The following is a 17,592-nucleotide window of genomic DNA, read 5'->3' on the forward strand; positions in this document are numbered from 1 at the left end:
ACAACGGGGTTGAGTCGAATGATGTGGAGGCACTTCGCCGCTGGGGTGCGAGGGCGAGTGAACACGGGACCAGATTTAATCATGGCGCAAGTATAAATTCAGCAGACCGCATTGTCTAATAGAAATTGGGATTCAGCAGACATCATAGTCTAGAAGTGTGCCTGCGTTAGAGTGGTGTTCATGGATTCTGTTGCTGTGTACTGCGGCTCCGCCGCCGGAAACTCTGAAGCCTATGGCCAAGCCGCACACCTTTTGGGGGAGGAGCTCGCGCGGCGCAACCTCACCCTGGTCTATGGCGGCGGTGACGTGGGCCTGATGGGGATCGTCGCAGATTCCTGCCTTGCCGCCGGCGGCACGGTCATTGGGGTTATCCCTCGGCAGCTCGTCGATTATGAGATGTCACACCAGCGGGTAACCAAACTCGAAGTCGTGGACACCATGGCGCAGCGCAAAACGCGCATGGAGGAACTCGCGGATGCCTTCGTGTGCCTGCCGGGTGGCGTGGGAACTCTAGAGGAGCTCACCGAGGTGCTCACCCTGCAGCAATTAGGCAACCTCGACGGCCCGGTGGGCCTAGTAGACGTCAACGGTTTCTGGCAGCCCTTCGTTCATATGTACTCCGCAATGGTGCAGGAGGGGTTTGTTCAAAAACGCTTCCTCGACGCGCTCGTGGTCAGCCCTTTTCCGGCTGAAGTCCTAGATCAATTTGCATCCTGGACTAGCCCGGGAAGTAAGTGGAGCAACAATTAGCTAACAACCTGGTAAATAAGGCGGCGCTGGGTTGGCCCAACCCCCGGGATCTTCGTTAGACTTCGCCCTTATGAGTTTTGACCAGAACGCAGAGCGCCAGCCTTCGCTGCTGGACGCGTCGTGCGATAACTTCGTCCACGACCTCGCGCAGCTCACACCCACCGATGCCACCGCGTGGGGAATTCCTGGCTTCGACGGAGAATTGGAAGATTTCTCCCCGGAGTACTACTCCTCCGTGGCGGATCGCACTCGTGAGATGATGGCGGATCTCGATGCCCTCGATGACACCACCGACGAATCCGACGATGACGACGATTTTGACGAGGTGGACTACGTCACCGCCGCCGTCTTGCGCGACCGTCTCTGCCTGGATCTTGACCTGCACCATGCCGGTGAGGACATCCGCTGCCTTAACAACATTGCCTCCCCGGTGCAGACCATCCGCGACACCCTCATGCTCATGCCGAAGGACACCCCGGAGCAGCTTGATGCGCTGCGTTCGCGCCTGTCGAAGGTGGCGGCCTCCCTCAACGGCTACAGGGAGTCCCTCACCGAGGCGGCCTCGCGTGGCATGGTGGCGCCGCAGCGCCAGATCTCCGATGTCTTCGTGCAATGCGAGCGGCTTGCCGACGCCGGCTCCATGCTCGAGGACCTTGGCGTTGAAGGCCCAGAAGTGGACGCGGCCAAGGAAGCCTTCGGCGAGTTCGCCGATTGGCTCTCTAACGAGCTGCAGCCGCAGGCACCATCGCAGGACGCGGTGGGCCGCGAGCGCTACGAGCGCTTCTCCAAGCTCTTCGTCGGCGATGCCGTGGACCTCGATGAGGCCTATGAGTGGGGCATGGACCAGGTGCGCTCCATCAAGGCGGAACAAGAAAAAATCGCCCACGAGCTCTATGGCTCCGACGTCACCGTGCGCGCGGCCATGCGCAAACTCAACGAGGAGGAGCGCTACCAGCTGCACGGCACCGACGCGTTAGTGGAGTGGATGCAGTCCACCGCGGACCGCGTGATCAAGGACCTCGACGGCACCGCCTTCGACATCCCGGAAGCGGTTAAAGAGATCGAGTGCTGCATTGACCCGGCCGGCACCGGCGGCATCTTCTACACCTCGCCTTCTGACGATTTCTCCCGCCCCGGCCGCATGTGGTGGTCCGTACCGGCTGGCCAGGAGCTTTTCCATACCTGGCAGGAGCTGACAACCGTCCACCACGAGGGCGCGCCGGGTCACCATCTGCAGATTGGCGCCGCGCTGACCCAGCCGGACCTCAACCTATGGCGCCGTGCGGTGACGTGGAACTCTGGTCACGGTGAGGGCTGGGCTCTGTACGCTGAGGCGCTTATGGCAGAGCTGGGATACATGGATGATCCGGGCTTCCGCATGGGGCTTCTCGACGCCCAACGCTTCCGCGCCGCCCGCGTCGTGGTGGACATCGGACTCCACTTGGGCAAGGCGCTGCCGGAGTGCACCGCGTCCGGCGTCTGGGACAAGTCCCACGTCAAGACCTTCATGCGTGAGAACACCGCGATGGACGATGCCAACCTCTCCTTCGAGGTCACCCGTTACCTGGGCTGGCCGGGCCAGGCACCGTCTTATGCCTTGGGCCAGCGCCTGTGGCAGCAGACGCGCGATGCCGCAGTCGAGCAAGGGATGGACGTACGTGACTTCCACTCCCAGGCGTTGGCCCTAGGTTCTGTGCCGATGTCGATTCTGCGCGAGACCATCCTGGACTAGCGGCGGAATAGCCGCAAAATCTGCGGCAGGTAGCCGGCGATGACCAGCACGATGATGAGCCGGATAATTTGCACGGCTACCACGGCGGGGCCCGCCCCGCCTTCTGCCGATAGCGCAAGCACCGTCTCTAGCGCTCCGGGGGAGGTGGCGAGGTAAGCCTCGAAGTAGGTGATGTCCAGCCATGCGGTCAAAGGCAGGGCGGTCAATGCGCACACGCCGATGACGACAATGATGAAGAGGATCGTTGCTGGTAGCTGCTTAGTGAAGGCCCGCAGTGCCGGTACCGACAGCCCGCCACCACAGACCCAGCCGATGGACATAAACGCCATGATCTTGAACACGTAGAGCGGCTCCAAAGTGTGGCCGGCGGGAATAACCTGCGCGACCAGCACGGTCAAGATGAGTGGCCCCAAAACAGCAGCAGCTGGCAAACGCACCAGCTTGCCCATCTGTTCACCAACCACAGCAATGGCGACCGTCAACCCCACGATCCACCACGTGACCTCGCCGTCAACGCTCATGTCCACGCCTTTTCCGGCTGGGGCATCTAACAAGGAGACCACCAAAGGCAGCGATACCGACACCGCCAGAAGGCGCAGGTATTGCGTCAGTGCCACGTAGCGGTAGTCCGCATCGAGTTCACTGGCTAGCGCGGGCATGAGCGAGGCCCCGCCCGGCAGCATGGATAAGATTCCGGTCTCCCAGGAAATATCCTTAGGCTGCGAGCGGTGTAGCAGAACACCGCCAGCGACGCCGATTAAAACAGTAATGAGTGACATCGTCACCGCGGCTGGCACAAAGCCAATGAGCGTGGAGGCAGGAACTAAGGTCAGTGGTATGCCCGCCATCATTCCGATGAATCCGCGGGCGACAGAATAGAAGTGCTCGTTAACGGCGAGTTCTTTGCCCGTCGTCAAGGCCATGGCTCCCGAGACCACGATGGCGCCGAGGATCCAGGCTGCGGGTACGTGAAGGTAGCTAAACAGTGCTCCGAGGCCCGCAGACCCCGGGGCCACGATGACCCATCTCGTACGAACAGACATGGAATCGAGTTTAATGATGGACATGGATTTCGGATTAAGCGGTTGGGCGATTCTCACCATCGGCGCTGCCGCGGCCGGATGGATCGATGCCGTCATTGGTGGCGGCGGACTCGTGCTCATTCCGCTCATCCTGGCGGTCGCACCCCAGCTTGCGCCCGCCACAGCCCTGGCCACGAACAAGGTGGCGGCGGTATCCGGCACAGCGTCGGCGGCCATCACACTCGTCAAGAAGGTACGCCCGCCGAAGGGCGAGCTCATCCGCATGGGACTCACCGCGCTGGTGTGCTCTGGACTCGGGGCCACAGCAGCTGCACTCATGGACAAGGACGTCATGCGGCCGGTCATCATCGTGCTTCTGGTGGTAGTCGGCCTCTTCGTGGCCTTTCGCCCAGACTTCGGCAGCGGCGAAGGAGATGGTATCCGCGGCGGTTGGCGCATGTGGGCGGGGTTAGCCGCCGTGGCGGCCATTGCCTTCTACGACGGCATCTTTGGCCCCGGCACAGGCATGTTCCTCATCACGGCCTTCACCGCCATCTTCTCCCAGAATTTTCTCACCTCAGCGGCGATGGCGAAGGTGGTCAACACGTGCACCAACGTCGGTGCGCTCGTGGTCTTCATCGTGGGCGGGCACGTGGTGTGGGGTCTCGCCTTAGTTCTCGCAGCAGCAAACATCATCGGCGCGCAGCTGGGTGCGCGAACTGTGCTCGGCGGCGGCGCGAAGCTCATCCGCTATGCGCTGCTGGTACTCGTCGTGGTGATGAGCGTGTACCTGTCCTGGCAGCAGTGGGGTTAAAACCTGTTCTTTGTCTTTGCGGTGGCCACCGCATTCCACGGGTCCTCGGGCCACGGGTGTTTGGGGTAGCGCCCGCGCATGTCGGCGCGCACCCCGGCGTAGGGCCCGGACCAGAAGCTGGCTAAATCATCGGTGACGGCGAGTGGCCGCCCGGCGGGAGACAATAGATGGAATTGCACGCGGTGACCGCAGTATTCGGGGGACTCCGCTAAACCAAAACACTCCTGCAACTTGATGGAGACCACTGGGCGCTCGCCGGACCAGTCGATGCGCGCGTCGCGTCCGGACGGAACCGCTAACCGTTCCGGGGCGAGCTCATCGAGGCGGCTAGCCTCGGGCCAGGGCAGGAGGCGTTGCAGCGCTGGGTACATGTCCGGCTCGTGGCCTTCTGCTAGCTGGCGCAATTCCGGTTCGAGCCACTCCAGGCTGGCATTATCGACATCCGGCCAGGGCTCACCGTAGGCCCGATACAGATGCCGCAGACGTTCCCGCAGGTCCTGAGCCTTGTCACTGAAGTGAAACAGGTTTAAACCCTGTCCGGAGTTGCGTAGTGCCTCCACCGCCTCGTCACCAGAGACCTTCACCGGGGTTTCAGAAAGCACAATGGAGCCGGCCGCACGAACGCGCACGCCGTGGACCTTGGAACCCTCGAGGAAGGCGCGCGTCTCCTCGGTGACGCCGACGATATCGAGGGCGTCATTCTCCGCGATGGGCTCCGCCGCGCGGATGATGGCGTTGCCAGCGTTGGACAGCGACACCTCGGCGACGGCGAGCCACTCGTGGCCTGCGTCCGCGGAATCCAGGACCCGGGCACGCGTACCACTCGCGAGCAGGTACTCTTTCTCGTCCACGCGCTTGGCCACGAACTCGGGGAAGGCGGTGGCGACCACCACGCCGGGGTCCACCGCGCCCTTGTTGGGCACGAGGCGGGCTAGTCGTTTGGGATCCGAATCATCGAGGCGCGCAATTGTGTCAGCGGCACCGGAGCCATGTTTGAGCAGGGCAGCTCCCCATCGCGGGTGCGTCGGTAGCAGCGCGAGCTCCTCGGTGGCGTTGAGGGAGCGGAGGGTGCGGTGGGCGTCGGCAAGCGCGGGCCCCGGTGGGGGATCCAGCAAGGGGAAGTCCGGGCCTGCGCCCCAGCAGTCTAGGAAAAGGGCTGCCTGGGTGAGGTCCGCGGAAAGGATTTCCGGGGTAACGTGTGGGGAAAAGTGCTGGTAGTCCTCGTGCGAATAGCAACGGACGACGGTACCCGGCGCCTCACGGCCGGCGCGGCCGGCGCGTTGATCGGCGCTGCTTTTCGACGTCGACACCGTCACCAACCCACTCATCCCGCGCTGCGCATCCCGCTTGGGTACGCGGGATAGCCCGGCATCGATGACGGTGCGTACTCCCGGCACGGTCAGCGAAGATTCCGCGATGGACGTCGCCACCACGATGCGCTGCTCGGAGGTGTAGAGCGCGGCGTCCTGCTCCTGCGTGGTCTGACGGCCATGGAGCGGAAAGACGTTATGGCCACTCAATGCATCACACACTAGGTTGACCTCACGCACGCCGGGGACAAAGACCAGCGTGGACTCGTGCTGTTGTGCGGCAACCTTGGCCACGCCTTTCCAAAACTCCCGATCACCTGCAGCACGCCCCGGAATCGGTTCATAGGAAATATCGAGTGGGTACGTGACAGCCTCAGTGGAATGGATCGGCGCATTCCCCATGAGCTGGGAGAAGCGGGAGGCGTCGACAGTCGCGGACATGGCGATGACGCGGAAATCCTCACGGAGCTGCGCCAACTCCAAGCACATGCCGAGTACGAGGTCAGTATCGAGCTGGCGCTCGTGGACCTCGTCGATGGCCACGGCGGAAATCCCTTCAAGCTCCGGATCCCGCAGCAGGCGGCGCAATAAGACGCCGGGGGTTACGAATTCAACATCCGCGCCCTTCCGGGAATCACCGCGCACCGCATAGCCGATGCGCTGGCCCGACAACTCCTGAAGGCGGTTTGCCGCCGCACGCACAGCTACGCGGCGCGGCGCGGTGACGAGAACCTTGCCCTCTACTTGGTTAGCCAGCGCCGGCGGAACGAGCGTGGTTTTACCCGTGCCGGGTGGGGCCTGGACTACGACGTGACCGGCGGAAGGCAGAGAGTCAATGGTCTCTAGGACGGGAAGTCCTGTGCCGATTGCCTTGAGATCAAACATCGAGATCTTGGCGCTCCCACCTATCTTCGTTGTCTTCTAGCTTGCGCACCACACGACCTGGTTGGCCCAGCACCAGTGACTTATCTGGGATATCTGTGGTGATCAGCGTGTTCGCGCCAACGACGCAATCCTCGCCGATTGTCACGCCAGGCAGGACCGTAACATTGGCACCAAACCACGTGTTATCGCCGATGCTGATAGGCTTCGCAATCTCCCACCCCTCTGCTCGCATCTCATGATCGTTGGCAGGATGCCCCACGGTAATAAGCGAGCAGTTCGGGCCGATCATGACGTGATTGCCGATGGTTACAGGCGCCTGCGCCAGGATCGTCGCGCCAAAGTTGATGAATACGTCTTTTCCGATGGTCACATTGCAGCCATACTCCACGTTGAGCGGCGCGTGCAGCCCGGGAACCTCGGACTCGGGCGATAATAGCTGCCGCAAGATTTCCTTCGCGCGCTCTGGGTCAGTGTTGTGCAGCTCGTTGAGCTCCTTGACCAGCAGGAAGCCACGGCGATGTTCGGCGCTGACCTCTTCGTTGACACCGGGCATGAACCACTGCCCGCTGGTCATGCGCTCAAAGGATCCGTGATCCGCCAAGTTCTCCTGTGACATGGCAAAAGAATAGACATGTTGAGCGGATTTGTCGATTGCGTCGACACATCGGCGTAGGCTCAGAAGTTGACACGTTAACAAAGTGGGAAAGGCATTTTTATGGCAAAAATCGGCATCATCCTCGGCTCCACCCGCGACGACCGCGCCGGGCTGGCCATCGCCCAGTGGGTCACCGATCTCGCGCAGGGCCGCGACGTGGACTACGAGCTCATCGACCTCAAAGCCTTCGATGTTCCGATCCTTACCTCCTCCGTCATCCCTATGGCGGCAAACAAAAAATACGAGGATCCGAACGTGCAGGCCTGGTCCGATGCGATCGATTCCTGCGATGCCTTTATCTTCGTCACCCCGGAGTACAACCACTCCGTGCCGGGCGCGTTCAAGAACGCCGTCGATTCCCTGGGTGCCGAGTGGGTAGCCAAGCCGATTGCGTATGTGGGCTATAGCTTTAGTGGCGGCATCCGCGCGGTGGAGGCGTGGCGTCTCATCATGGCTAATTTCTCCATGAAGCAGCTGCGCACTCAGCTCGATATCTCGCTGAATACCGACATGAAGGATGGCACCTTCACCCCGGCCGACTTCAAGATCGAGATCGTGGAAAACATCTGCACCGAGCTGGAAGACGTCCTATCCTAGGGCGCATGGAAAAGGTAGCAGTTGTCACAGGAGCATCGTCGGGGATCGGGGCGGCGTCGGCAAGAGCATTGGCGGCTGACGGTTGGCATGTTGTCGTCGGTGCGCGTCGCGTAGAGCGCCTTGAGGCCCTCGCGAAGGACATCGGCGGCGAGGCGTACGCCCTCGACGTGACCTCGGAAGAGTCCGTAGCCCAGTTTGCCTCCCGTCTCGACCGCGTCGACCTCTTGGTCAACAACGCCGGCGGGGCAAAAGGCTTGGAGCCCCTCGTGGAGACCACTATCGATGACTGGCAGTGGATGTACGAGGTCAACGTCCTCGGCACTGTCCGCATGATCCAGGCTCTCATGCCGAAGCTGCGGGGCGGGCTCATTATCAACATGGGCTCCGTGGCTGGGTGGAACGTCTACGAAGGCGGTTCCGGTTACAACGCTGCAAAACATGGTGTGCGCGTGATTTCCCGTGCACTGCGTATTGAGGAACACGGCGTTCGCGTTACCGAACTTGACCCAGGCCGTGTAGCCACAGAAGAGTTTTCCCTCAATCGTTTTCGGGGCGACACCGAACGTGCCGCACAGGTGTATGACGGCGAGCTCAACCTCACCGCAGAAGACATCGCTGAGGCGGTGCGTTGGGTGGCCTCCCTGCCGGAGCACGTCAACATTGACACCATGACCATTAAGCCGCGCACGCAAAGCTAAATTACCTGTTTCGCTGCAGGTGAGATGCCTCTTATAGTGGCATGTGTTAGTGAAAACGCATGTGAGTATGGGGGTGTTAAGTGGCTTTCAGCGCCATAGTGGCCTTGATGGGCGTGTGGTTCGCGGCGATGGCTTCGCCGGGGCCAGATGTGGTTCAGATTATTCGTTTGGGTGCGCGTTCCACGCGTGCGGCGGTGTGGGCTGCAATAGGAAGCACCACCGGCTTGATGATGTGGACCGTTGCTTCGTTGGCGGGGCTTACCGCGCTGATTTCGGCCCATCCTGAAATCCTTGTGGCGCTGCAGGTTGCTGGCGGTAGCTATCTGCTGTGGATGGCATTTTCTGCAATAAGCAGCGGCATTAAAGAGCGCCGCGCTCCGGCAACGATGAATCCTCAACCGCGCGGGTTCACCCCGGACGGCATCATCAAACTCGGCACGGCGTACCGCATGGGCCTGGTCAGCGATCTTTCTAATCCCAAGGTGCTCATCTTTTTCGGCGCTATCTTCGCCAATTTCATCGATCCGGGCATGGGCTTGAGCGCGAATGTCACGGTTGGCTCAGTGCTGATCATTGAAAGCCTCATTATTTTTGTCGGCGTTGCGTTGTGCACCCGTGCGGTGGCGAAGTGGATGGCAAAGAACTCCGCCGGGGTAGATATCTTTAGCGGAGTCGTGTTTGCCCTGCTTGGCGTCATCATTCTGGCAGAGGGAATTCTTGCGCTTTGAGCTGGGTATGCTGGTCAACATGCTAGAAGTCTCAATTAAGGGAGAATCCATTAAGCTCGGCCAGTTCCTCAAACTGGCCTCCTTGGTCGCGACCGGGGGTGAGGCCAAGGAACTCATCGAGGAGGGGCAGGTCACCGTCAATGGGGAAATGACTAAGCAGCGCGGAGCAACGCTGACGCTTGGCGACGTCATCTGTGTCTCCGACACCTGCGCCCGCGTCGTTGAAGACGACGACGATTATTTTGATGAGGCCACCGCCGATGATGACTTCGACCCAGAGAAGTGGAGGAACCTGTAATGCCCGCTTTTGAAGCTGAAGTAGGAATGCCCTACTGGATTACTCTGGCCAGTTCTGATGTGAAGGCCTCCGAGAAGTTTTACTCGGCCGTGCTGGGCTGGGAATTCGAAGATGGCATTGCCCGCCTTCAAGGTCTGCCGATTGCCGAAATTGTTCCGGGCCAGGACACCTGGGCAACCTATTTCCTCTCCCGTGACTTGGAGGCAGATTGCGCACGGGTAGAACAACTCGGCGGCAAGATTCTTGCTTTGGGTGCCCCGCTGGCGCTCGTACTCGACAAGTCCGGTGCCATGTTTGGCTTGACGCAGCCGGAGCTCGACCGATTCGTTGCTGGCGGTGAGCCGGGGACCCCGGTGTGGCACGAGCTGACGGTCTCAGAGGATTTTCACTCAGCGCTGGACTTTTATGGTGAGCTCTTTGATTGGGAAATCCGCGGCGATGAGCACTATGCGGTGGCGGAGGAAGAAGGCGCTGCCTTCGCTGGTTTCTGGCACGCGGAGGGTCTGCCGAGTTTCTGGCAAACATACTTGGGAGTGCGGGACATTGACCAGGCAGCGAAGGCTGTGATTGATAACGGCGGAAAAGTGATCCGCGAGCCCCACGATTCACCGTTCGGCCGCCTGTGTCTGATCGAGGATTCCACGGGTGCGACGCTCACCTTGTGCGAGGTTGAGGATGCCCCCGAAGAACCCGTCGAGCTCTAGAGTCACGGAGGTAGTTCTCCGCATTCCGCCTGGCAACGTCTCCACCTACGGAGAGATCGCCAAAGTTGTAGGGGTCGGCGCGCGCTATGTGGGCTGGGTGATGGCGAAAAGCGAAGATCTGCCCTGGTGGCGTGTGGTCAACAGTACCGGCCGCGCGCACACCTCCGCTGCCCAAGACCATTGGGATGAAGAAGGTATCCCACACCGAGGGGACCGCGTGGTCCTTTCGGAGTGCGGTCTGGATGCAGCGGATCTGGGAGGCAGCGCCACTCTCGGTGACGGGATCGTCTGAATACCTCTTTGGGATAAGCCGGGCTATTCCTTTGCTACTGCCAGTTACATCATCCGTCGTCTTAAACGACGGATCTTGTCTAGAAGGGGATTTCCTCACCACCTTCGGATTCCTTCTTCTCTGCCTTTTCTCCATTGGCGTGAAGTTCAGCTGCTTGTTGTTCTTTGTCTAGTTCAGCTTTAAGCTCTTGAGCCTCACGATGCTTCCTGCTGCGGAAGCCTTCAATATCTTGCGCCACAGTTCGTGCCCAGCGCTTGTTCTTAGGAGCTAGTGGCCCGGACGGTTCCGTGATTGCCCACGTGCCATCCTCGAAAAGCCAGACCACATCGCCGGTATCCGGGTCCAGGATATAAAAGGCCCGTCCGTCGGTCTTCATGTTGTGGTGATGCTGGCACAACGCGACCATGTTATCCGGATGCGTTGGCCCACCATCGGCGTAGTTAATACGGTGGTCTAACTGGCATAGCCACGCAGGCATTCCACAGCCGGCTGCACGACAGGTTCCATCGCGGCCCTCAACATATTTGCGAACCAATGTGGCTGGTCCGTAACTATTAGAGGCTTCCGGCTTGGTGCTCAAGTCCCTTTTCGTTACAGCTTGTGCTGGGATATTGTCTACCTGCCAGCCGTGCCCTTCTACAAACATTGGGGCGTCCTCTACATCGTCGGCCTTATACGTGTGGAGCACTACTCGGGCAGCTTCTGGTTCTATTTTTCCAGTTGTTAGAAGGATTAGTGCTTCTGCCATCGACACCTCATGCTTTTCAGCAGCTGCCTTAATGGCCTCATGGATGATGATTCCAACGCTGCTATCCACCTCTAGTTCTATGGTGGCGCGTTGGTCGCGGGTGAGGATGGAATATCGATTCTTTGGGCGCGTGTCCTCCACGGCGATGGAGTCATCATGCACTTTGACAAGATCGCGCATGCGGCGACGAATCTGTGAGGTGGTAGGAAACGCCTGATTGGGTTTTGTAGGTGTAAGCCAACGGGCCAACGAAGCATCAATGGCAGCCACGACCTCTGTAGAAGGTTGGCCGAGTTTAGCCATGACCTGGTCGATGGCAATCAAGGCGGGTAAGTCCAGCAAAAAATCTGCATCTTGCAGGGCCTTGAGCTGGGGTAGCTCTTTCAGGCGGTAAATCCCCATGATTATGCGAGCGACTGCCCCGGCTGCTTTACCCGTCTTTAGCCCAAGGCGCATGCACGCTGTATCTGAGTCCTCGTCCAATGCAGGAAGGACGCTAGACCAAAACTCGTAGTCTGCTTGGCGTATGGCCTTACCTTTCATGCACACTGGGTCGTTCGGATTGGAATGAGAAAAATAGGAAACAACAACGTCTGTAGCGGAAGACACGTCAACCCCCTCTTTGCTAGAGATAATAAGAAGGTTCGAACCCCCACTGTCCGAAAACCCGTTCGAACCATGAGTTTATCCTGTACTCCTTGGGAAGTCCATACCCTGGCAGAAAGTTGTGATTAGAGAGGAAAATGAGACTATTGATGTGGAATGTATAGATCCAACGTGGAATCTGTCGATGCCCTGTGGGCTGTTGAGAGATCTATAGGGAAAGCCATAAATGAAATGACTGTTCGAACTCTGGTGTGAGAAGCCGGCGTGCTGCAACCCTAGGGCGGTGTGGTTTAAGTACCAATCGGGATTGTTGAAACTGTGACTTGAGTTAATCTATGAAAGTGCTTAAACTCCGTTCCCTTATTGCTGGTCTTGCTCTAGCGACCGTCGCTGCGCCGTCCGCTCAGGCTTTGACCTTTGATCCCGGAAAAGTCCCACCACGCACTCAAATGACCGTGCGCTATGCCGATGGAAACTCGGTCTCCACCGGAAATGGGCACGAGTCTCGGCCTGCGCTATCCCTCGCGAAGCTGTACCTAGGAATGTGGGTCCTGAAATATGGCGCGCCGCAGGATAAAGCGCGGGTGGAAAACATGGTTCGCTTCTCTGAGGATGGCACCGCTAGCGATTTGGAGCGGAAATACCCGCAGGCCATACCTTCCATCATCGGGGAATACCGCTTGGGGGAGACCCATCACAACGGTTACTGGGGCAATACCACGACGTCGACGGAGGATCTCGCTCGCTTTATTGGGGTGATATCTGGTGACCCAGTTGCTGCACCGCTCATGAAAGGCATGGCGACGGCAGCGCCTACGGCATCTGATGGATATCGTCAGGACTTTGGTACCGCGCGGATTCCGGGCATTATTGGAACGAAATTTGGGTGGTCGGATGACCGGCAGGTTCACGCTAGTGCCTCTTTCGGCCCTGGGTATAGTGTGGCGGCAAATACCTACGGATCCCCCGCGGATCTCACCGCGGATGTGCTCGGCGCGGTGGAAGTTTCGCCGCAGGGGCCGAGCTTGCCGACGCCCCCTCAAGATCTGCGCGATAGGGCGTGTGCGGAGCTGAAGCGCGCTGTGCCTAGTTCATCGCACGTGTGCTGATTGGTCATGAGGAAAGCTAAGTTTTCCCTATGCGTAAGGCCCTGTCCATTGCGGCCATTGCTGTTGTAGCTTTGACCGTTGCCCCGTCAGCTTCGGCGAAGAGCGACCAAACCCGTTCGCTCATTTCCCCTGGCACATGTACCACCATCACCAAGTTGGCAAACGAAGGAAAGCCGGTCCAGGATCCGTCGATTCTGCACGATGCTGATTCCGTTCCTTCTTACTTCCAGAGCGGCGTGCTTAAGTACACCCGTATTGGCGAAACGACCGCAACAGCTACCCGATGCGGAAACGCGGGTGGTGTTTTCGAACACGTTGGCCATACGCCCCGATTTTCCGGTGAGAAAGAAAGGCCCAGAGAGCACAGACCGTGGAACTATGTGACGGGTGATCTGTTATTTCTCCCCGTGGCCGGGGCTATGGGGTGAAGATTTCCTCGATGCGGCACGCAAAGGCTGCGGCCAGCTGAAACGCCAAAGGGAGAGAGGGGTCGTAGCGACCCTTCTCGATGCTTATGATGGTTTGCCGGGAAACCCCCAGGCTGTCAGCCAACTTCTGTTGTGGCAGGCTGCGCTCTTCGCGCAGCTGTTTGACCCGGTTCTCCACGTTTAGGCCTTCCCGCCATTTGCGCAGGCTGTAGGTGGCGGCGAAGGTGATCATCAGAGAGGCCCCGAAGTAGATGGCCAGCATGGATCTGGTCACGGAAAAGTCCCGGAGTACCGAAACGACACCGAGGACACCCACCAAAACCAGGGCCGGGTGGAAGGTGTCTTCCGCAGCGTGTGTGTACCAGTGGTTCTCAATCGATTCCTCGGCCCACTCGGCAACGCCTGCAATAGTGTTGCGGTCGACCATCAGCCCCCAGGCTGCGACACTTGCTACAGGGGTGAGGTAAGCGGTGAAGATGCTGATAGCCAATAGGGGATTATCGCTGAACTTCGTGAGCGCAGTAATGGACGCAAAGATTCCGCAACCTGCGGCCCCACTCGTTCGAACAGGGCTTAGGGGGCCGCCAGTCAACGGCGTGGGCAGAGGAAGAGGCCACCGATGTTGTGGGTATGGCACGCCTGATGGTCGCTGATGTTACGCGCAGGTTTGCCCGTGATTCGCGGAGAAACTCAACGGAGACACCCATTTGGCCAGGCCCTTAACTGTGAGAAGCGGATCGAATAGCGGAGTTCTCCGCTAGGAGGTGTAAAAATTCCTCTGGGTCTTTAACCGTCAAGCGAATGGGTCTTCCGATATTGCGGTGTAGGAGGATATTTGCAGAACCGGCATGGAATGAAATAGTGCCATCCAGGAAGTGAACCCCAAACGTTTGGGATTCGAGTATGGGGCCCGAGGGAAGGATCTCCGCCCCCTTCAGAGATTCCAAACGAACGTTGCTAACTGGAATGCCAAGAACTGAAATCCGAAGGATTTCATCATTCAGCAACACCCCGACATTAAAGAAAATTGCCAGAGACACTAAAAGACCGCATGCGATAAAGGCGGTTTGATCTCTTCTGGTCAAGAAGTAGACACACAATAAGAGTACTGCGAAGATAAGTACGATCCGACTAAAATTATATCCAAATACTCTTGATCGATAACTTGAACCAGTCATGAATACCACTCAACTTCCTTCCAACTATCTTCATGGGTAGTAAGGCGAAAATCACCACTGTGAGCATCGTGAGGGAGAATGAGGTAATTCCCATGAATAAAGCAATTCCCCCGTGCAAAAACACAGCTGCCAAGATCGCCGTAGATTTCCATTTGTCGGATGCGAAAGTAGCTGCAGCTATGTACAGCTCAACCGCAATAGTGCCCCAAGTGAGAAACGTAATAAAAGCGGGGCTCGCTAAAATCGGAGCAAAGAGGATTTGCCTGAGCCCAGTGAGCCCGAAGAATGGAGAAATAAGGTCATAATAGACTTCAGTCCCATTTGCCCAGTTGTCTACTCTAATTTTTGCGATTGCCGCATTTGCATAAACAAATGCCACCTGAACTTTAAACAGTAAAAATGAATAGAAAGCTAGAAGGTAGCCAAGCCGACGTGTCGGGAATTGCTTGATGATCCATCTTGCCAAACCGAGGGTCAAGCAGAAGATACTCGCGATCAAGCCAATCTGATCGCCTCCGTCTGGAGTGATTGCCGTATTGTGTAGAGAGTAGAAGATCCACGCTACTCCAATAGAGGATGCCCCCAATATAGATGCTAAGCACAGTATCAGGCCTATAACTCTTGCAGCTTCGGGATGATCGCTGAGGATGAAGAACAAGGAAAGCTTGTTTATCCCTTCGAACACTGGATTGGGCACTTCGCCTATAAACCGCGGGGGAACTAGTTTATCCCCGGGCGTAAAAAGGAGTGTGGCACCGGCGCAAGCCGCGAGACCCGACCGAAAAACTGAGAAACTAGGGCCAATTACATTCGGCAAAAATACTTTAGATTTAAGGCCTGCTCGCGCAGTGTACGTCAATTCTTGCGAATCTGACGGCGATGATATCTTCGTCAACATAGCTCCTATACATGAAATCAGCGGGCTTAGTTTCTAAGAGTATTATTTCTCCGCACAAACTTGGGCTTCTCGTAGTGGAATGCACGCTAAACTTGTCGCCACCTTCTACCTTTGCTTTCTGCAAGCATCTTGTAGGGGTGGCTAGGTCGGCACATGAAGTCCACTGTTCATCGGAAAGTTGGCTCTGGAGAGATCCAACTTCCACGCCTTGAGCCCGTCCCTCTCGATTTAGTCCAAAGAAATTCACCCAGCGAGAAGTCGGTAGGTGCGAGAGTGGCAAACCATCCTTGCTCCAAGGAGTTACCAAGGGCTCTTGGGCGCTTCTAGTGAAGAAACCCCACCCTTGGGGGAAAACATGGCCTTGTATACTTTCCCATTTCGTCCCCTTCCAGGGAGGATCGAACGCCAATGTAGGTAGTGCTGTAAACGTCATTGTTAAAAAGAGCACTGAAAACACGAAACTCAGGATGTAATGGGAACTCCTCCGCAGAGGCACTGCTGTCGATGATCTATTCCCTGAGATCACGGGGCGTAAGTCTCCGAGATCGCTGTAACAACTCGCTGACGCTCCAGACTTGCCTGCTCCTCGGAAATGACAGCCCTGGACTCAGCGAGCTTAACCTTATGATGGACAAGCGCATACGTCTCAATATTTACGGCCGCACCGTAGTTGACCAAAACAGCGACGGCCCAGGCAAAAACGTATGCGCATTGTGGGGATGCGTTTGCGTCTGAATTGTTTAGGTCATTTCCAAGGGACTGGGTAATGAGATCGCTTCCTCGTTCGAGCGCCCTTTCGATCCGATAAGGGTTTCCAGTCGCGATTTCATTGTTGAAGCCCTCTACAAAACCAGGCTCCATGGACTCAACCTGGGTCCTCACCTTTAGGTGAAGTTCATCATCCTCGCGGGATGCCTCCTTTTCTTTAGCTAATGAAGCGTAAATGGGATCTTTTAGGTTCTTTGCGAGGATCTTAGCGTTGGGGCCATTGCCGAAAAATATTTCATCAAAAGCATGGTCCGTTTTTGAAGTATTGGACGATTCTTGTGCTTGGTTTCCCAAACCTCTGGACATTTCTCCAGTGTGCCGCGTTGTTACCCTCCCTTCGTCGTCTTCCTTATTCCATGCATCCTGGGCATTGGCTGTTGTCCCTGCGAAGACTGCGCTTGCAGTTACAAGGGCAAGACCGGTGAGACGTTTTCTGTTCTTCACTTAAAATCTTCCTTCATGAATGCGGTGTGAGAAAGGGAGGTGTAGCCCCGAAAAGCTTAAGGTGACTCTACCGCAATTAGGTTTGCAAAAGGAATGATTATTCAGAAAGGTTCTCAATTCGGATTGCTGCCTTAAGGTCCTAATGTGTGTATAGAGTACAAGGTGGCGGATGATTTCCCGTACCGCGAACAGCTTGATGCCGCCGTAGCTGAGTGGAACGATGCTCTCGACGGTAAGGCTTCTCTGAAGGAAGTAGCGCCGTCCGAGGCCGATGATGACACCATCGCCATCATCTACAAGCCGGAGCCGAACGGTTACGTCCAGGGTACGGCCTACCCGGACCACGGGATGCTCTTCATCAAGGCGGCCACCGCTCAATACCCAGAGGCGCTTCAGGGAACCATCGCACACGAGCTCGGCCACATGATGGGGGCGGGCCACTCCTGCGCCCACGCCCTCATGGCCGGCGCAAACCAGAACCCCATTTCCTATCACGTAACTCCGCTGGACGCCGTGGCTGTCCTGCAGGGGCAGTTTGACTAATTCAGCGCAGGCTGGCTGAGCCGGGCGAGTGCGAGTAGGTATCGTCCGCCTTGGCTAGGCGGTGGGCGCGAAGCCCCAGGGTGATGACGATGGGGTAGAGGATGAGCGCGACCACGATGTACTGCGTCACCATCTGCCACGTTTCATCCCACATGTAGTTCCACGCAAAGTGGAGGCAGAAGGAAAGAAAAAGCGCGCCTACGCCCACTCCGAGGCGCCACCACCACGTTTTGTGGGCGGCGTAAATAGCCCAGCCGATGCCAAAGCCCGCGATGGCTGTCAGTGACATGTGCAGGCCTGGGCCCGCCCCAAGGGGGAGGCCCCCCAACTGCAGCAAGCCCAACCAACTCAACGCCGGGGGCCGGAAGGGGCCGGGGGGGGGGGG

Annotated in this window: 20 protein-coding genes; 11 read left to right on the forward strand and 9 right to left on the reverse strand. The window is 57.9% G+C overall.

The window, feature by feature from the left end; translation table 11 throughout:
- Positions 1-180: 180 nt before the first annotated feature.
- A complete protein-coding gene (locus tag RDN59_RS07980; RefSeq protein ID WP_308607373.1) occupies positions 181-750 on the forward strand; it encodes a TIGR00730 family Rossman fold protein in 570 nt (189 codons plus the stop codon).
- A gap of 70 nt (positions 751-820) precedes the next feature.
- Complete coding sequence (locus tag RDN59_RS07985) at positions 821-2,482, forward strand: DUF885 domain-containing protein (protein ID WP_308607374.1); 1,662 nt, start codon at positions 821-823, stop codon at positions 2,480-2,482.
- Here RDN59_RS07985 and RDN59_RS07990 read toward each other — a convergent pair.
- Entirely contained in the window at positions 2,479-3,525 is a 1,047-nt protein-coding gene (locus tag RDN59_RS07990; RefSeq protein ID WP_308607375.1) for an AbrB family transcriptional regulator, read from the reverse strand. The genes RDN59_RS07985 and RDN59_RS07990 overlap by 4 nt on opposite strands.
- A 16-nt stretch (positions 3,526-3,541) precedes the next feature.
- On the opposite strand from RDN59_RS07990, the gene RDN59_RS07995 reads away from it, so the two are divergent.
- A complete protein-coding gene (locus RDN59_RS07995) occupies positions 3,542-4,318 on the forward strand; it encodes a TSUP family transporter (RefSeq protein WP_374044597.1) in 777 nt (258 codons plus the stop codon).
- Here the strand turns inward: RDN59_RS07995 and RDN59_RS08000 are convergent.
- Both RDN59_RS08000 and RDN59_RS08005 read right to left on the reverse strand, forming a co-directional pair.
- Positions 4,315-6,513 (reverse strand): ATP-dependent RNA helicase, encoded by a 2,199-nt coding sequence (locus tag RDN59_RS08000; RefSeq protein WP_308607377.1) that lies wholly within the window; start codon positions 6,511-6,513, stop codon positions 4,315-4,317. The two genes, RDN59_RS07995 and RDN59_RS08000, sit on opposite strands and share 4 nt — an antisense overlap.
- Positions 6,506-7,129, reverse strand: coding sequence for a sugar O-acetyltransferase (locus tag RDN59_RS08005; RefSeq protein ID WP_308607378.1), 624 nt, complete (start codon positions 7,127-7,129; stop codon positions 6,506-6,508). Before RDN59_RS08005 ends, RDN59_RS08000 begins: the two co-directional genes overlap by 8 nt.
- A 99-nt stretch (positions 7,130-7,228) precedes the next feature.
- Here RDN59_RS08005 and RDN59_RS08010 point away from each other — a divergent pair, with 99 nt between their 5' ends.
- The 6 genes from RDN59_RS08010 to RDN59_RS08035 all read left to right on the forward strand — a co-directional run bounded on the left by RDN59_RS08010 (position 7,229) and on the right by RDN59_RS08035 (position 10,485).
- Positions 7,229-7,765, forward strand: a complete 537-nt coding sequence (locus RDN59_RS08010) for an NAD(P)H-dependent oxidoreductase (protein WP_308607379.1) — start codon at positions 7,229-7,231, stop codon at positions 7,763-7,765.
- Positions 7,766-7,770: 5 nt separating this feature from the next.
- Positions 7,771-8,463 carry an SDR family oxidoreductase gene (locus RDN59_RS08015; protein ID WP_308607380.1) on the forward strand — a complete coding sequence of 231 codons (693 nt, stop codon included), beginning with the start codon at positions 7,771-7,773 and terminating at the stop codon, positions 8,461-8,463.
- An 80-nt stretch (positions 8,464-8,543) separates the two neighbouring features.
- Entirely contained in the window at positions 8,544-9,191 is a 648-nt protein-coding gene (locus RDN59_RS08020) for a LysE family translocator (protein WP_308607381.1), read from the forward strand.
- Positions 9,192-9,210: 19 nt separating this feature from the next.
- Positions 9,211-9,489 (forward strand): RNA-binding S4 domain-containing protein, encoded by a 279-nt coding sequence (locus tag RDN59_RS08025; RefSeq protein ID WP_308607382.1) that lies wholly within the window; start codon positions 9,211-9,213, stop codon positions 9,487-9,489.
- A complete protein-coding gene (locus RDN59_RS08030) occupies positions 9,489-10,193 on the forward strand; it encodes a VOC family protein (protein ID WP_308607383.1) in 705 nt (234 codons plus the stop codon). Before RDN59_RS08025 ends, RDN59_RS08030 begins: the two co-directional genes overlap by 1 nt.
- Positions 10,165-10,485: an MGMT family protein gene (locus RDN59_RS08035; RefSeq protein WP_308607384.1), complete on the forward strand. Its 321-nt coding sequence runs from the start codon at positions 10,165-10,167 to the stop codon at positions 10,483-10,485. Before RDN59_RS08030 ends, RDN59_RS08035 begins: the two co-directional genes overlap by 29 nt.
- Positions 10,486-10,564: 79 nt before the next feature.
- On the opposite strand, the gene RDN59_RS08040 is transcribed toward RDN59_RS08035, so the two are convergent.
- Complete coding sequence (locus RDN59_RS08040) at positions 10,565-11,842, reverse strand: HNH endonuclease signature motif containing protein (RefSeq protein WP_308607385.1); 1,278 nt, start codon at positions 11,840-11,842, stop codon at positions 10,565-10,567.
- Positions 11,843-12,174: 332 nt separating this feature from the next.
- Between RDN59_RS08040 and RDN59_RS08045 the strand changes: the two genes are divergently transcribed.
- Complete coding sequence (locus tag RDN59_RS08045) at positions 12,175-12,948, forward strand: hypothetical protein (RefSeq protein WP_308607386.1); 774 nt, start codon at positions 12,175-12,177, stop codon at positions 12,946-12,948.
- A 417-nt stretch (positions 12,949-13,365) separates the two neighbouring features.
- Here RDN59_RS08045 and RDN59_RS08050 read toward each other — a convergent pair whose 3' ends face one another.
- The 4 genes from RDN59_RS08050 to RDN59_RS08060 all read right to left on the reverse strand — a co-directional run bounded on the left by RDN59_RS08050 (position 13,366) and on the right by RDN59_RS08060 (position 16,664).
- A complete protein-coding gene (locus tag RDN59_RS08050) occupies positions 13,366-13,554 on the reverse strand; it encodes a helix-turn-helix transcriptional regulator (RefSeq protein ID WP_308607391.1) in 189 nt (62 codons plus the stop codon).
- Positions 13,555-14,513: 959 nt separating this feature from the next.
- Complete coding sequence (locus RDN59_RS08055; protein ID WP_308607387.1) at positions 14,514-15,251, reverse strand: hypothetical protein; 738 nt, start codon at positions 15,249-15,251, stop codon at positions 14,514-14,516.
- A 133-nt stretch (positions 15,252-15,384) separates the two neighbouring features.
- Positions 15,385-15,885, reverse strand: a complete 501-nt coding sequence (locus tag RDN59_RS12305) for an SdpA family antimicrobial peptide system protein (RefSeq protein ID WP_374044599.1) — start codon at positions 15,883-15,885, stop codon at positions 15,385-15,387.
- A gap of 89 nt (positions 15,886-15,974) precedes the next feature.
- Positions 15,975-16,664, reverse strand: coding sequence for a hypothetical protein (locus RDN59_RS08060; protein ID WP_308607388.1), 690 nt, complete (start codon positions 16,662-16,664; stop codon positions 15,975-15,977).
- Between the two features lie 144 nt (positions 16,665-16,808).
- Between RDN59_RS08060 and RDN59_RS08065 the strand changes: the two genes are divergently transcribed.
- Complete coding sequence (locus RDN59_RS08065; protein ID WP_308607389.1) at positions 16,809-17,207, forward strand: reprolysin-like metallopeptidase; 399 nt, start codon at positions 16,809-16,811, stop codon at positions 17,205-17,207.
- Position 17,208: 1 nt separating this feature from the next.
- On the opposite strand, the gene RDN59_RS08070 is transcribed toward RDN59_RS08065, so the two are convergent.
- Positions 17,209-17,592, reverse strand: a 384-nt coding sequence (locus RDN59_RS08070; RefSeq protein WP_308607390.1) for a PrsW family glutamic-type intramembrane protease, incomplete at its 5' end; no start/stop codon positions are given.

Source organism: uncultured Corynebacterium sp. (assembly GCF_902489365.1).
Lineage (GTDB): Bacteria > Actinomycetota > Actinomycetes > Mycobacteriales > Mycobacteriaceae > Corynebacterium.

What these genes read in the sequence shown, in the direction of transcription:
- RDN59_RS07980 (WP_308607373.1), top strand. Translation starts at nt 181, where the DNA reads ATGGATTCTGTTGCTGTGTACTGCGGCTCCGCCGCCGGAAACTCTGAA.
- RDN59_RS07985 (WP_308607374.1), top strand. Translation starts at nt 821, where the DNA reads ATGAGTTTTGACCAGAACGCAGAGCGCCAGCCTTCGCTGCTGGACGCG.
- RDN59_RS07990 (WP_308607375.1), bottom strand. Translation starts at nt 3,525, where the DNA reads ATGTCTGTTCGTACGAGATGGGTCATCGTGGCCCCGGGGTCTGCGGGC.
- RDN59_RS07995 (WP_374044597.1), top strand. Translation starts at nt 3,542, where the DNA reads ATGGACATGGATTTCGGATTAAGCGGTTGGGCGATTCTCACCATCGGC.
- RDN59_RS08000 (WP_308607377.1), bottom strand. Translation starts at nt 6,513, where the DNA reads ATGTTTGATCTCAAGGCAATCGGCACAGGACTTCCCGTCCTAGAGACC.
- RDN59_RS08005 (WP_308607378.1), bottom strand. Translation starts at nt 7,129, where the DNA reads ATGTCACAGGAGAACTTGGCGGATCACGGATCCTTTGAGCGCATGACC.
- RDN59_RS08010 (WP_308607379.1), top strand. Translation starts at nt 7,229, where the DNA reads ATGGCAAAAATCGGCATCATCCTCGGCTCCACCCGCGACGACCGCGCC.
- RDN59_RS08015 (WP_308607380.1), top strand. Translation starts at nt 7,771, where the DNA reads ATGGAAAAGGTAGCAGTTGTCACAGGAGCATCGTCGGGGATCGGGGCG.
- RDN59_RS08025 (WP_308607382.1), top strand. Translation starts at nt 9,211, where the DNA reads ATGCTAGAAGTCTCAATTAAGGGAGAATCCATTAAGCTCGGCCAGTTC.
- RDN59_RS08030 (WP_308607383.1), top strand. Translation starts at nt 9,489, where the DNA reads ATGCCCGCTTTTGAAGCTGAAGTAGGAATGCCCTACTGGATTACTCTG.
- RDN59_RS08035 (WP_308607384.1), top strand. Translation starts at nt 10,165, where the DNA reads ATGCCCCCGAAGAACCCGTCGAGCTCTAGAGTCACGGAGGTAGTTCTC.
- RDN59_RS08045 (WP_308607386.1), top strand. Translation starts at nt 12,175, where the DNA reads ATGAAAGTGCTTAAACTCCGTTCCCTTATTGCTGGTCTTGCTCTAGCG.
- RDN59_RS12305 (WP_374044599.1), bottom strand. Translation starts at nt 15,885, where the DNA reads ATGACGTTTACAGCACTACCTACATTGGCGTTCGATCCTCCCTGGAAG.